This window comes from Neobacillus drentensis, from assembly GCF_036966985.1.
GTDB classification, from domain to species: Bacteria; Bacillota; Bacilli; order Bacillales; family Cytobacillaceae; genus Neobacillus; species Neobacillus drentensis_E.
On record NZ_JBALSN010000250.1, the window covers coordinates 1 to 14,346 of the forward strand.

General features: G+C 38.5%; 15 protein-coding genes and 1 pseudogene. 10 read left to right on the forward strand and 6 right to left on the reverse strand.

All coding sequences use genetic code 11. The annotated features are described in order from the left end of the window. Window positions 1–14: 14 nt before the first annotated feature. The 8 genes and pseudogenes from trpE (at window position 15) to mnmH (ending at window position 7,582) form a co-directional block, all read left to right on the forward strand. Window positions 15–1,317, forward strand: a pseudogene (gene trpE / locus V7659_RS16755) (anthranilate synthase component I). Next, window positions 1,314–1,925 carry an anthranilate synthase component II gene (locus V7659_RS16760; protein WP_335540957.1) on the forward strand — a complete coding sequence of 204 codons (612 nt, stop codon included), beginning with the start codon at window positions 1,314–1,316 and terminating at the stop codon, window positions 1,923–1,925. Before trpE ends, V7659_RS16760 begins: the two are co-directional and overlap by 4 nt. Beyond that, window positions 1,897–2,925 carry an anthranilate phosphoribosyltransferase gene (trpD, locus tag V7659_RS16765; RefSeq protein WP_335540958.1) on the forward strand — a complete coding sequence of 343 codons (1,029 nt, stop codon included), beginning with the start codon at window positions 1,897–1,899 and terminating at the stop codon, window positions 2,923–2,925. The genes V7659_RS16760 and trpD overlap by 29 nt, the downstream gene beginning before the upstream one ends. After that, window positions 2,926–3,717 (forward strand): indole-3-glycerol phosphate synthase TrpC, encoded by a 792-nt coding sequence (gene trpC / locus V7659_RS16770; RefSeq protein WP_335540959.1) that lies wholly within the window; start codon window positions 2,926–2,928, stop codon window positions 3,715–3,717. Further along, window positions 3,714–4,331 (forward strand): phosphoribosylanthranilate isomerase, encoded by a 618-nt coding sequence (locus tag V7659_RS16775; RefSeq protein ID WP_335540960.1) that lies wholly within the window; start codon window positions 3,714–3,716, stop codon window positions 4,329–4,331. Before trpC ends, V7659_RS16775 begins: the two co-directional genes overlap by 4 nt. A gap of 5 nt (window positions 4,332–4,336) precedes the next feature. Beyond that, a complete protein-coding gene (trpB, locus tag V7659_RS16780) occupies window positions 4,337–5,536 on the forward strand; it encodes a tryptophan synthase subunit beta (RefSeq protein ID WP_335540961.1) in 1,200 nt (399 codons plus the stop codon). Window positions 5,537–5,539: 3 nt separating this feature from the next. Beyond that, window positions 5,540–6,325 (forward strand): tryptophan synthase subunit alpha, encoded by a 786-nt coding sequence (trpA, locus tag V7659_RS16785; protein WP_335540962.1) that lies wholly within the window; start codon window positions 5,540–5,542, stop codon window positions 6,323–6,325. 168 nt (window positions 6,326–6,493) lie between these two features. Then, entirely contained in the window at window positions 6,494–7,582 is a 1,089-nt protein-coding gene (gene mnmH / locus V7659_RS16790) for a tRNA 2-selenouridine(34) synthase MnmH (RefSeq protein ID WP_335540963.1), read from the forward strand. Window positions 7,583–7,622: 40 nt separating this feature from the next. Here the strand turns inward: mnmH and sda are convergent, their stop codons facing one another. After that, window positions 7,623–7,757 (reverse strand): sporulation histidine kinase inhibitor Sda, encoded by a 135-nt coding sequence (gene sda, locus V7659_RS16795; RefSeq protein WP_026563762.1) that lies wholly within the window; start codon window positions 7,755–7,757, stop codon window positions 7,623–7,625. A gap of 199 nt (window positions 7,758–7,956) precedes the next feature. Here sda and V7659_RS16800 point away from each other — a divergent pair, with 199 nt between their 5' ends. Continuing rightward, window positions 7,957–8,160, forward strand: coding sequence for a DUF6501 family protein (locus tag V7659_RS16800; protein WP_026563761.1), 204 nt, complete (start codon window positions 7,957–7,959; stop codon window positions 8,158–8,160). A 294-nt stretch (window positions 8,161–8,454) separates the two neighbouring features. Continuing rightward, the gene (locus V7659_RS16805; RefSeq protein ID WP_335540964.1) at window positions 8,455–9,045 is read left to right on the forward strand and encodes a GNAT family N-acetyltransferase; all 591 of its coding nucleotides are present in this window, start codon (window positions 8,455–8,457) and stop codon (window positions 9,043–9,045) included. 43 nt (window positions 9,046–9,088) lie between these two features. Here the strand turns inward: V7659_RS16805 and V7659_RS16810 are convergent, their stop codons facing one another. The 5 genes from V7659_RS16810 to pflB all read right to left on the reverse strand — a co-directional run bounded on the left by V7659_RS16810 (window position 9,089) and on the right by pflB (window position 14,100). Then, on the reverse strand, window positions 9,089–9,664 hold the full coding sequence (locus V7659_RS16810; RefSeq protein ID WP_335540965.1) for a YhcN/YlaJ family sporulation lipoprotein: 576 nt from the start codon (window positions 9,662–9,664) through the stop codon (window positions 9,089–9,091). 107 nt (window positions 9,665–9,771) lie between these two features. Continuing rightward, the gene (yidC, locus tag V7659_RS16815; RefSeq protein ID WP_335540966.1) at window positions 9,772–10,566 is read right to left on the reverse strand and encodes a membrane protein insertase YidC; all 795 of its coding nucleotides are present in this window, start codon (window positions 10,564–10,566) and stop codon (window positions 9,772–9,774) included. Window positions 10,567–10,598: 32 nt separating this feature from the next. Next, window positions 10,599–10,889, reverse strand: a complete 291-nt coding sequence (locus V7659_RS16820; RefSeq protein WP_335540967.1) for a hypothetical protein — start codon at window positions 10,887–10,889, stop codon at window positions 10,599–10,601. A 174-nt stretch (window positions 10,890–11,063) separates the two neighbouring features. Then, window positions 11,064–11,816 (reverse strand): pyruvate formate-lyase-activating protein, encoded by a 753-nt coding sequence (gene pflA, locus V7659_RS16825; RefSeq protein ID WP_335540968.1) that lies wholly within the window; start codon window positions 11,814–11,816, stop codon window positions 11,064–11,066. A 58-nt stretch (window positions 11,817–11,874) separates the two neighbouring features. After that, window positions 11,875–14,100: a formate C-acetyltransferase gene (gene pflB, locus V7659_RS16830; RefSeq protein WP_335540969.1), complete on the reverse strand. Its 2,226-nt coding sequence runs from the start codon at window positions 14,098–14,100 to the stop codon at window positions 11,875–11,877. Between the last annotated feature and the right edge of the window lie 246 nt (window positions 14,101–14,346).

A 14,346-nucleotide genomic window follows, 5' to 3' on the forward strand; every position in this document is an offset into this window, starting at 1 on the left:
CCATCTTAAAAAAAATAAACGGGAAAAAGAAATTCCTATTAGAAAGTTCACATAAGTATAATGATTCCGGTCGATATTCCTTTATTGGTGCAGAACCAGCCTTTGAACTTATTTCAAGGGGGGATCGGAATGAGATTCTTAAGCAGAATGGTGAAAAAGAAGTTATAAAGGGTAATCCTCTAGAAGTGTTAAAGAGACTTATCCCTCCCATGGACTTTGAAGAGTATCCCTTCCCATTTATTGGAGGCGCAGTTGGATTTGTAGGCTATGACATTATTAGGCAGTATGAAGTGATAGGAGAGGAATTTCCAAACGGTATGGAAATGCCGGATGTACACTTAATGTTTTATGAAGAAGTAATAGTCTTTGATCATCTTCAAGACAAGGTTTTGATTTGTGGTTGTCCTTTAACGAAGGAGAGCGACACCGCTGTAATTGAAAAAAGAATCGAGCGCAGAATAGAGGAACTCAAACAGCCTACCTTTTACCCAGCAGAAGAGCCTTTTGATTTTTCAGGCTTTGACTCTGAAACAACAAAAGAAGCCTTTATCAAAAATGTAGAAATTGCGAAGGAACATATTTTAGCTGGTGATATTTTTCAGGTGGTTCTTTCGAGGAGGATGAAATCAGCATTTAATGGGGATCCATTATCACTTTATCGCAAACACCGTGCAAATAATCCAACGCCTTATATGTTTTATATTGACTTTGACGGCTATACCGTGATTGGCTCATCTCCTGAAAGCTTAATTAAAACAAGAGCACAGACAGTTATTTCGAATCCTATTGCTGGTACAAAAAGACGAGGGAAAACAAATGAAGAGGATTTGTTGATTGAACAAGAATTGAAAAATGATGAAAAAGAACTGGCAGAGCATAAGATGCTAGTTGATCTTGGCAGAAATGACCTCGGAAAAATTTGCGAATTTGGGTCTGTTCAAGTGGATAAGTATATGGCAGTGGAGAAATATCGACATGTGATGCACCTTGTCTCANNATTTAAATTCTGACAAGACAGCCATAGATGCGCTCGCTTCCTGTCTGCCTGCCGGGACTGTTTCAGGAGCTCCTAAGGTTCGAGCGATGGAGATTATTAACTCTTTGGAAAAGTCAAAACGTGGGTTATATTCAGGAGCTGTTGGATATATATCCGCCGATGGAAATATGGATTTTGCCCTTGCGATTCGAACGATGATTTTAAAAGAGGGTTCGGCTTATATACAAGCTGGAGCTGGAATCGTATATGATTCGAATCCAGAGTCCGAATATCAAGAGACGATAAACAAACTAAACTCTTTCTTGGAGGGTGAGAAATGATTTTACTGATTGATAATTTTGATTCGTTCACATTCAACCTTTATCAATATCTAGGAGAACTAGGGGAACAGATAACAGTTTTTAGGAATAATCAGCTAAGCATGGAACAAATCAAGGAATTAAACCCTAAAGCAATCATTCTTTCCCCGGGACCAGGAAAGCCAGAGGATGCCGGAATTTGCATCAAATTAATTCAAACATTTTTTAATGAAATACCAATTTTAGGAATTTGTCTTGGTCATCAAGCCATCGGTGCAGCATTCGGTGGCGAGATTAAAAGGGCAGCCCTAATCAAGCATGGTAAAACATCATTCATATCGCATCAGTGCGATGGATTATTTGCAGATCTACCCAACCCATTAGAAGTCATGCGCTATCATTCATTAATTATTGAAAAGTGTAGTATTCCTGAAGTGCTCGAGTGCATCGCTCATTCTGACGAAGACCAGGAAATTATGGCGATCAGACATCGTGACTATCCTGTTTTTGGGCTGCAGTTTCATCCGGAGTCGATTGGTACTCCTTCCGGCAAACAAATCCTAAATAACTTTTTAAATGAGATAGAGAGGATGAAGAAAAATGAAGAATTATTTACTCCAATTAGCTGAACGTGAATCATTTTCTGAAAACCAGATGAAAGAAGCGGTTAGTTGCATTTTGGGTGAAGAGGTTTCAGAATCCGAAATTGCTGCCTTCTTAATGGGCTTGAAATCAAAAGGAGAAACAGTCGAAGAAATTACCGGAATAGTAAAAGCAATGAAAGCAAATACACTGAAATTTAAAGAGAAATTTTCTGGAGTTATCGATAATTGTGGGACCGGAGGAGATGGTTCTTCAAGTTTCAATGTAAGTACTACTTCTGCTTTTGTGATTGCTGGTGCTGGAATTCCTGTTGCCAAGCATGGCAATCGAAGTGTTTCGAGTAAAACGGGAAGTGCCGACGTACTCGAATACTTAGGAATTAATTTAAATCTTTCAGCAGAAAGAACAGAAGAAATTCTGCAGGAAATTGGCTTATCTTTTTTATTTGCACCTAATGTTCATCCAAAATTAAAGAAAGTCATGACCGTTAGAAAACAATTAAAGATTCCAACGATATTTAACTTTATTGGACCACTTACAAACCCAATTGAGTTGGACTATCAATTGTTGGGTGTGTATCGGAGAGATTTATTGAATGTGTTTGCTGAAGTACTTTTAAAGTTGGGACGCAAGAGGGCCATTGTCATCAATGGAGCAGGCTTTATGGATGAAGCATCGCTTCAAGGGGAAAACCATTTAACCATTTTAGAGGATGGTATCATTACTAATCAGTCATTCTTCCCAGAAGACGTCAATCTTCCACAATATGATAACAGTTGTATTAAGGGTGGTGACTCCAAGGAAAACGCAGAAATTTTGATCAATGTGTTAAAAGGGGAAAAGGGCGCTTATCGTGACACGGTAATACTTAATTCGGGGCTCGGAATCTTTACAGCTGGAAAAGCAAGTTCCATTAAGGAAGGTATCCACGTAGCAAGAGAGGTCATTGATTCTGGTGCTGCTTATGAAAAATTAACCACTCTGATTGAAAAATCTCAAGCAGCAGGGCAGAAAGAGGCGATATAAGTGGCAACCATTTTAGATAAAATTATAGAACAAAAGAAAAAAGAAGTTCTATTCCTTCGAGAAGGGAACCAACTATTCGAAGTAACAAACCAGCCGAGAAGATCATTTATTCAAAAGCTAAAAACAACTGATCAAATATCGATTATCTCAGAGTTTAAGCGGGCATCGCCTTCGAAAGGGATCATAAATAACTCGATTGATCCTGCCTATCAGGCAGGACTATATGAAGCATATGGCGCGTCAGCAATTTCTGTTTTAACGGACCAAACTTTTTTTAAAGGATCTTTCTCCGATTTAAGAGCAGTTCGGAGTAAAGTAAATCTGCCAATTCTCTGTAAAGATTTTATCATAGATGAACTGCAAATAAAGCTTGCTGCCTCAAATGGTGCGGATATCATTTTGTTGATAGTAGCTGCCTTAGATGAACAGAGATTGGTTGAACTTTATCAATACGCTAAGGAGCTTGGTCTAGAAGTATTGGTCGAAGTTCATAATCAGGAAGAATTGGAAATAGGACTAAAGACCGGAGCAAAGTTGATTGGGGTAAATAATCGTGACTTAAAGACATTTCATGTCTCCCTAGAGGTGACTGAGACCCTAGCATCGATTGCTAAAAACTCTGGTGCTTATCTTATTAGTGAAAGCGGGATTCATCACCAAGAGGATGTAGCACGCATTAGAAATGCAGGAGCTAATGGAATATTAGTGGGCGAAGCATTAATGAAAAGTCCAGATGTGAAACAATCTTTTTTAGACTTTCGCATGCCACTTATTGGAGGTGTCATTAAATGAAAGTGAAAATTTGTGGAATCACTGATGTAGAAACTGGGATAGAAGCGGTTCGTTATGGTGCTGATGCTATTGGGTTTGTCTTTGCAGAAAGTAAGCGAAGAGTCACAATTGAGAAAGCGCAAGAAATTATTGGTTATTTACCAGTAGAAGTTCATAAGGTCGGTGTTTTTGTAAATGAATCACGTGAAGAAATTGAGAAAATTGCTTCTACTGTGGGCCTTACACATATCCAATTACACGGAGACGAAACAGGACGATTTAGTGAATCGCTGTCCTTGCCAGTGATAAAATCAATAAGTTTTCAAGGAAATGAAGGCTTATCAGCATTGGCTGATTATCCAAGTGATTTTATTTTATTAGATAGTCCTAAGGGAAAATACAGAGGCGGAAATGGGACGGTATTTAATTGGAATGAGGTTGACCCTAATTTGATTAATAATCACAAAATAATCCTTGCCGGCGGTTTGCATGCAAACAATGTGGAAGAAGCGATTAATATTATTCGACCATATATGGTAGATGTTAGCTCGGGGGTAGAAACCGACGGGAAAAAGGATTTAGAAAAGATTAAAACATTTATAGAAAAAGCGAAAAGCACACCTGTAGGGAGGTAAAGGGAATGAATACTTATACATTACCAAATGAGAACGGTCACTTCGGAATTTTCGGAGGAAGATTTGTCCCTGAGACATTGATGAAAGCAGTAATAGAACTTGGTGAAGCGTATGAAAGCGCGAAAAAGGACCCTTCCTTTCAAGTGGAAATTCAAGATTTATTAAAAAACTATGTTGGTAGAGAAACGCCATTGTATTATGCAGATAATCTTACAAGACATGCTGGAGGAGCTAAGATTTTCCTTAAAAGAGAAGATTTAAACCATACAGGTGCCCATAAAATCAATAATGCTATTGGGCAAGCACTATTAGCCGTACGTATGGGAAAGAAAAAAATCGTCGCTGAAACGGGAGCTGGCCAGCATGGTGTTGCAACCGCAACCGTTTGTGCTTTATTAAATCTTGATTGTATCGTGTTCATGGGTGAAGAGGACATCAAAAGGCAGGCCCTTAATGTTTTTAGAATGGAATTGCTGGGTGCAAAGGTTGTTAGTGTTATCTCTGGGAGCGCTACATTGAAAGATGCAGTAAATGAGGCGTTAAGATACTGGGTAGAAAATGTTGATGATACTCACTATTTATTGGGTTCTGTAATGGGGCCGCATCCATTTCCTCAGATGGTCAGGGATTTCCAAAGTGTGATTGGTAAGGAAACAAAACACCAATTCCAATTAAGCGAGAGGACACTTCCAGATGCCGTGGTAGCCTGTATCGGCGGAGGGAGTAATGCAATGGGGATGTTCTATCCATTTATCGAAGATGAAGAGGTTAGTCTCTATGGTGTAGAAGCAGCTGGACAGGGTGTTGATACAAAGTACCATGCAGCCTCCTTAACTAAGGGAAGTCCAGGGGTATTACATGGAGCACTCATGTATCTTTTGCAAGACCAAGATGGTCAAGTTCAAGAAGCACATTCTATCTCGGCCGGATTAGATTATCCGGGTATCGGACCGGAGCATAGCTATTTACATGACATTGGTCGTGCAAAATATCATTCGATTACCGATAAAGAGGCACTAGACGCTTTTCAACTTTTATCTAGACTGGAAGGAATCATCCCAGCCCTTGAGAGTGCACATGCCATTGCCTTCGCAGTTAAGCTGGCAGCAAAAATGGACGAATCCCAAAAAATTGTAGTTTGCTTATCAGGGCGCGGTGATAAAGATGTAGATACGGTGAAAACACGTTTAGGAGAGGAGAGATAAGAAATGAACCGTTTTGAAAAAACTTTTGCAGCATTGAAAGAGAATAATACAAAAGCGTTTGTTCCATACATCATGGCAGGAGATGGCGGGCTTGAATGTTTGGTTGATCGCCTTCAATTATTAGAGAAATTTGGTGCAACGGCCATTGAGGTGGGGGTTCCGTTTTCGGATCCAGTGGCCGATGGACCAACCATCCAGCAAGCAGGAATAAGAGCACTTGGAAACGGCACAACGCTAAAAAGCATTATTACAGAACTTGGAAAGGCACGAAAGGAAATTAATGTTCCAATCCTGCTTATGACTTATTTAAATCCAATATATCGCTATGGGATCAATGAATTTGTTCAAGATATACGGAAAGCAGGTGTAGACGGGTGTATTATTCCCGATTTACCGATAGAAGAAGAGGGTATTATTACATCGCAGCTAGATGCAGCTGAAATAGAATTAATTCGTCTTGTCACGCTCACAACACCTATTGAGCGAATCAAAACGATTGCAAATAAGGGCAAGGGATTTTTATACACGGTAACAATTAAGGGGATTACAGGTGTGAGAAATGAATATGATTCGGAATTGAATCAATTCTTACAGTATGTAAAAGCTCTAAGTCCGATCCCTGTCTTGGCGGGTTTCGGGATTTCAAGCCAAGAACAGATAGTAGACTTAACAAAGTACTGTGATGGAGTTATAGTTGGCAGCAAAATTGTCGATCAATTTCATAATGGAAAACTGGTTGAGATGGAAAAGTTAATGTCTGTTTTTAAACCAATATCCAAAATGGTATAAGCACACAGAATAACTGCCTCTCCTTGAATGCAAGGGATGTTTCCTGTATAATAGATACGTAGGAAATCCTAATTTACACTAGTTAACTTTTTTCGAAACTTCCCGTTGTGGAAGTTTTGTTTGTTTTCAAATAGATATTTGATTTATTTTAAGAGGAGCGTAGATGATATGAAAGAAATGACTGTCGAAGAACTTTTTACGATTAAGAATCCTATAATCATTGACATACGCTCACCAATTGAGTTTAATGATGGTGCAATTCCTGGAGCGATCAATGTTCCCTTATTTACAGATGAAGAACGTCAGATAATTGGAACAATTTATAAACAAGAAGGACCATCGCATGCTAAGTGGAAAGCAATGGAAATCGTTTCCCCTAAGATTCCTGCCTTATTACAAACAATAAAGAAGGCCATTTCCAACGATTCCGAGCTGATTATCCATTGCTGGCGCGGTGGGATGAGAAGTAAAGCTGTGGTCACGTTTCTCGAGTTTGCAGGTATTTATGCTAGTAGGCTAGTAGGTGGATATAAAGAGTACCGCCACTATATTCTTGAACAGTTACCAACAATGCTTCCCGGCAAAGCTGTTGTCCTTCATGGATTAACAGGGGTTGGGAAAACAGAGGTCTTAAAGGTCTTGAAAAAAAGAGGTTATCCAATTTTAGACCTTGAAGAGATGGCAGGGCATCGCGGTTCGATATTCGGCACGATCGGCCTTGGGGATGGTCATAATCAAAAAACATTTGACTCCTTACTATTTAAAGGGCTTACCGAAATAAAGGGTGCTGAATACTTTCTCGTGGAAGCAGAAAGCAAAAGAATCGGAAAAGCCGTCCAAACCGAGGAACTAATGGATAAAAAGATGAGAGGGATTAATATCAACCTAAATATCCCGATTGAACAAAGGGTAACACATCTTGTGGCGGAATATGTACTTCCTTATCAGAATGATCCATGGTATTTTGATAAGATTTCTGATGGGATTGAAAAGGTGTTAAGGCGTATTAAAGCTATTGACATCAAAAATTCACTCATCCAAGCGTTATCCGATCGAAAATACCCGGATATGATTCACCTTTTACTTGAGCACTATTATGATCCGCGTTATGACCATGCGAAACAAGAGTATGAAGGGGAATTCTTTGAGATCTTTGCTGATAATCCAGTGGATGCGGCTGACAAGATTGCAGGAAAACTTACTGAATTATCCTTTTATCCTAATGAGTTAACAAGTAATGAAATGAAAATGGGATGAAATTGAAAAACCGCTGAATCCTTTCAGCGGTTTTTTCTAGTTAACGATTTTTAAATGGTCTTAGGCCACGGCGTTTGATTTCATCTTTTAATATCTTAATCCATTCTTTTTCCTTGTCAGACTTTAATGCATCCCGATACGAAACAACTAATTGCTCATTACTCATAATTTTCATACTTATGAATGCCTCCTCGAGAAAATGGATTGAATATTCAGTTTTTATAATTGTAATGTTTTTTTTGACATTTGAGAACCCAAAATTAATAAAATTTTAAAATTGTTCACAATTTCTTAATGCATTGATTTTGTTGCGCACCACCAGCCATTTTGATTATACTAGGAGTGGGACAAAGAACGAAAGGAAGGGTGCACCAATGATTCATCTATCATGGCGTGATCGGGAAACAATAAAAAAAATAAAATGCGTTCATACGGATGCCAAAAAATATCTTGTCAATAATGCTTTAACAGCTGGGAAAGTCTATGATGTAAAAAATGAGACAGAAGAATTTTATTACATTGTTGATAATACAGGAAAAGTAGGCGGCTTTTACAAGGAATATTTTCAGGATGCATAATAGGAGGACTGTGGAGCATAGCCCGCAGTCTTTTCTTATGGTAAGAAAGTAAAAGTTTTTGAACTTATATTACTGTCTAGCTCCAGCGCCCTAGCGGCTAGTGTCCTTCGCTCTCCGCCCTACGATAAGTCAAGCACGAATGCGCCTCCGGCTCTTCGTGNNGTTGGAGCGCTCCACAAGGAAGGTTTCGGCAGCAAAGCATCGCACGAAGAAAGAGCGTTAGCTCTTTCGAGGAGGCCATACGCCGCTGACCAGAGCGCTTACGCTTTTCTTATGAAAAAGGGAGAATGATTAATGGCTAAATTATGGAACGATCTATTTTCGTTACAAGGGGAAACGGTAAAATTAATTCCTGTCAGTATGGACCACTTAGACGGTTTGTGGGAAGCAGCAGAACCAGAAGAAATATGGACGTATATGGCGACAAAAATTCGCTCAAAAGATGAGATGGAACTAATGATAAACGCTGCCATAAAAGCACGTGAACATGGAACAGATTATACCTTTACGGTTGTAGACAACAATAATCATATCATTGGGAGCACACGATTCTTAGATATACTCCCAAACCATAATAGTGCGGAAATTGGCTCGACGTGGTATCACCCGACTGTATGGCGGACCAGAGTAAATACTGAATGTAAATTTCTTTTATTAAGCCATGCATTTAATGTTTGGAACCTTACACGTGTCCAATTAAAAACGGACGCTAGAAATATAAGATCCCAAAAGGCGATTGCTAGAATCGGTGCCGTAAAAGAAGGAGTATTACGGAAAGATCGGATAATTTCAGATGGATATGTAAGGGATACGGTATTTTTTAGTATCCTTCGTGATGAATGGGAAGACATCAGCACCCAATTAAAAGTCCAGTTGCAAAGATAAATAAAATGCCAGGCTTATGTGCCAGGCATTTTATTTATATTGACTATTTTGCATTAGGGAAGACCCGACGGATAATATCTGAAAACTCGTCCATAAAACCTGCAACAGGTCGTCCATTTCGAATATCTCTGGAATACGTATTCATTCGGTCATAAAAATCAGGGTTAACTGAAATATAAACGTTATCAATGTTTTCATCAACGGATTTGACTGCGCGAGAAATCTTATTTTTAATATCTGAGGTCAATTCATTCCGTGAGGAACGGTCCAATTTAGCAGCAACATAAGCATTATTATCATTTACAATGATAACTGCATCATCGACTTCGGATAAGTTGATTACTTTATCCACTGCCCTATCCGCTAGTCTTGTTTTGGTTTGATTGTTATTACGTACGTTATTCCTAGTATTATGCTTTCTCATGCGGTCTAATTCGGGATCACTTGTATCAGCGCTCGAAATCGCAGGTCCGACTTGATGGGGATTATAATTTACACGGGTTGTGTCAGTTGCATTTCGTTGACGTGTAGCAACTTCATTATTCATATCATTATTAGCACAACCAGTTAAATAAAGACTTGGAATAAGGGAAGCAATGATGAATAAGTTGATTTTCATGTTGTCATATCACTCCTTTATCTGAATACTACAAAATTAGGTTGCCATAATTGTAAAAAACTATCCAAAAAAAAGAAGCATCCAAGGACGCTTCTTTTTCAATCCGACTATTTTTGTTTGACTTGAACTTTCGGTGTTTTATTAGTTTGATAAAGACTTTTGCTAATCATTGTTTGAATAATCAGGAACGTACCGCCGACTACCCAATAAAGGGGAAGGGCTGCTGGTGCGTTAAAAGAAAACATAACAATCATTAATGGGGAGAGTAAACCCATATATTTCATTTGGTCTGCCTGTGCGGAAGGCATATTCGACTGGGAAACTTTAAACTGGAAGTAGTAAATAACCCCAGCAATAATCGTAATAATGATGTCAGGATTTCCTAAACTGAACCATAAAAACTCATGAGTTTTTATCTCTTCTGAACCACGAATCGCATAATAGAAACCAGTTAGAATAGGCATTTGGATGAGCAAAGGTAGACAGCCCATATTTAATGGATTAACCCCATGCTTTTTATAAAGTCCCATCATTTCTGCTTGAAGTTCCTGCTTTTTCTTTGGATCCTTTTCAGTTTTCATTTTAGTCTGGATGACATCCATTTCAGGCTTTAACACATCCATTTTTTCCTTCATTGCCATTTGGTTTTTATACTGCCTTAACATAAGCGGCATTAGGGCAAGCCTGATAATCAGCGTTACAAGAATAATGGACAAACCATAGTTTCCATTAAAAAGTTCCGCTAAATAATGGATAAAAGTTGAAAAAGGTTCGACAAAATAAGTATGGAAAAATCCACTATTGTTTTTTCCATTTTGTGCTTGAGATGAACATGCAGATAATAATAAAGTTGTTAAAGCTAACATTGTGACAATAATGAAAGAAGATCGTTTGTTTTTCATATTTCCTCCTAGAATTGATTTATAAATATTTATTAACAAAAAAGGGAGGAAACAGGTTCTTCAGAATCATCCTGTGAATATTCTTTTCTACGAAAATATATAACAATTCTTTTCAGAATAAAGCTGCCATTTAAACAACTTTTCTTAAGATAAAGTACCAATGGGTGAATAATATTTGTCCTTGCCGGATCAGATAAGGAACCAACAAACGAATATTCCACACTCCATGCCCATAATAATTTTAAAGCAATTCCTAAAAAAATACTTACATAAAGAGCGTTAAGGGCATTTATATCTGAACTGTCGATAAGCAATTGAAACAAATATTATCACCTCACTTAAATGTCAATGATATGAGTATATAGGAGATAGGGTAAAGAATCAATTTAATACTTGCCAAAATGCCAGATTATGAAGATATTTACTTTTTGGCCAATAGGGTAAGTATCAAAGTTGCCAAATTATGCCCATTATCTAAAAACACTGATTCAATCGAATCAGTGTTTTTGGATGGGTGCATTCCAGTGTGCAGTTATTTTCTTAAAGGCAAACTCCACATTTTCTTCTGTGGGTGGCTCAACAGAATGGAGTTGATATTCATGTCCGAGTGCTTCCCATTTATAAACACCGAGTTTGTGGTAAGGAAGAATTTCAATCTTTTGGACGTTTTTAAGTGTTCCGATGAATTCACCAAGTTTTGTTAAATCTTCAGGATCATCTGTTACCGTAGGGACGAGCACGTGGCGAACCCAGATAGGAACGTGATGGTCGGATAAGAATGTTGCAAATTCAAGAATATGGTCATTGGCCATTCCTGTTAATTGAATATGTTTTTTCCGGTTAATATGTTTCAAATCCAATAGGATTAAGTCAGTATACTGGAGCAGCTCCTCTAACTGGTCAACAAAAAGCTTTGAATGTGAGAAGCAGCCACCGGAAGAATCAATGGTCGTATGAATCCCTTTCTTTTTACATTCCTTAAACAATTCTGTTAGGAAGGGGATTTGCAGCAATGGTTCACCACCGCTCACTGTAATTCCACCGCCAGAAGACTGAATGAAAGGCAGATAGGACATAAGATCATCCATGATTTCGGAAACGGTCATTTCTTTACCGCTGCCAATTTTCCATGTATCAGCATTATGGCAAAATTGGCACCGCAATAGGCAGCCTTGTGTAAAAATAACATAGCGGATACCTGGTCCGTCGACTGTACCTAAGGTTTCGATTGAATGAATATTTCCGTTCATGATAATGATCCCCCTTAGTTTACCAGGAGCCCCAATAAAAGGGCCCCGGTTGGTTTGATTATAGTGATTCGTGGAATGTTCGGTTAATAACGTCTAACTGTTGTTCTTTTGTTAATTTAATGAAGTTAACTGCATATCCAGAAACACGGATTGTTAATTGTGGGTAAAGCTCTGGGTGTTCCATTGCATCAATTAATGTTTCGCGATTAAAGACGTTCACATTTAAGTGATGACCTGATTTTATAGCATATCCATCTAGGATTGAGACAAGGTTACGGGTTTGGCTTTCTTCTTCTTTACCTAATGCTTTAGGTACGATTGAGAAGGTATTTGAAATGCCATCCATCGCATAGTTGTATGGAAGCTTCGCAACCGAAGATAGTGAAGCTAGTGTTCCTTTTGTGTCACGGCCGTGCATTGGGTTAGCGCCTGGTGCAAAGGGTTCTCCCATACGACGTCCATCAGGTGTATTACCAGTTTTCTTTCCGTAGACTACGTTAGATGTAATCGTTAAAATAGATAATGTGTGTACAGAGTCCCGGTAAGTTTGGTGCTTACGAAGCTTTTTCATAAAGGTTTTAAGTACTTCTACAGCAATCGCATCGACCCGGTCATCGTTGTTTCCGTATTTAGGGAAGTCCCCAGTAGTTTCAAAATCAACGGCCAGACCGTTTTCATCACGGATTACTTTAACTTCTCCGTATTTAATAGCGCTTAGTGAATCAGCAACAACGGATAGGCCGGCAATACCAGTAGCCATTGTCCGAAGAATCTTCGTATCATGCAACGCCATTTCAATTCTTTCATAACTGTATTTATCATGCATATAGTGAATGACATTTAAGGTGTTGATATAAAGACCAGCAAGCCATTCCATCACAAGATCGAATTTTTGCATTACTTCTTCATAGTTTAATACTTCAGATGTAATTGGCTGATATTGTGGTCCCACTTGGATTTTTAATTTTTCATCTACGCCGCCGTTAATAGCGTATAGAAGTGCTTTTGCAAGGTTGGCACGGGCACCAAAGAACTGCATTTGCTTCCCAATTTCCATTGCTGAAACACAGCAAGCAATTCCATAGTCATCGCCATATTCTGGGCGCATTATATCGTCGTTTTCATATTGAATCGAGCTAGTTTTGATTGACATTTTCGCACAATATTTCTTAAAGTTTTCAGGTAACTGTGGTGACCATAAAACTGTTAAGTTTGGTTCTGGTGCAGCACCTAAGTTATCCAATGTATGCAGGAAGCGGAATGAGTTTTTCGTTACAAGGGAACGGCCATCATTTGCCATCCCGCCGATTGATTCTGTTACCCATGTAGGGTCTCCACTGAATAGTTCATTATAATCTGGTGTGCGGGCAAATTTTACAAGACGAAGCTTCATAATAAAATGGTCAACTATTTCTTGTACTTCTTCTTCTGTTATTGTTCCGTTTTGCAAATCTCTTTCTACGTAAATATCTAAGAATGTTGACACACGGCCAAGGCTCATTGCAGCACCGTTTTGTTCCTTAATCGCTGCTAAGTATCCAAAGTACACGAATTGGAATGCTTCAGCAGTATTTTTAGCTGGTTGACTAATGTCAAATCCATAGCTGTTTGCCATTTCCTTTAGTTCTTTTAAAGCACGAATTTGTTCAGCAAGTTCTTCACGAAGGCGCATATTATCTTCAGTCATTACTTTGCTAGTGTTCTTTTGGTCCTTTTGCTTTTCTTGGATTAAGAAATCAACACCGTAGAGAGCAACGCGGCGATAATCCCCAATAATACGGCCGCGGCCATAAGCATCTGGAAGACCGGTAATAATTGCAGCTTTACGAGCAAGCATCATTTCATCTGTATAGGCATCGAAAACACCTTGATTGTGAGTTTTACGGAACTCAGTAAAGATTTTTTCAATTTCAGGGTTTAATTGGTAACCATAAGCTTCACAAGCTGCTTTCGCCATACGAATCCCACCAAATGGCTGCATTGAACGATTAAACGGTTTATCGGTTTGTACCCCAACAATTTTTTCAAGGTCTTCGTTAAGGTAACCAGGTCCATGGGACGTAATCGTAGATACGGTTTCTGTGTCCATATCCAATACGCCGCCCTTTTCACGCTCTTGTTTGGTTAATTCCATTACCTGTGCCCAAAGTTTAGTAGTTGCTTCTGTAGGACCTGCTAGAAATGAATCATCCCCTTCGAAAGGAGTAAAATTATTAAGGATAAAATCGCGAACGTCAACTTCTTTTGACCAAGCACCTTTTGTAAATCCAGTCCATTGTTCCATTATTAATCACCTCATATTTTTTATAAAACAATATAACAGTTTGGTTGTTCTTTCTATAAATCGAGTATAACAGGTTTCTTGTGAAAAAAGGCACGTATATTGTTAACGTTTTGTGAAGTCTTATTTTAAGGGGGTAATTAGCATTATTTTCAGATTGTTAATAAAGGGATTTAGAATCGGATTTGAAACTGTACTATAATTATTTGGATGAACTGCAAAGCTGTTATATATGAAGAAGTTAATAAT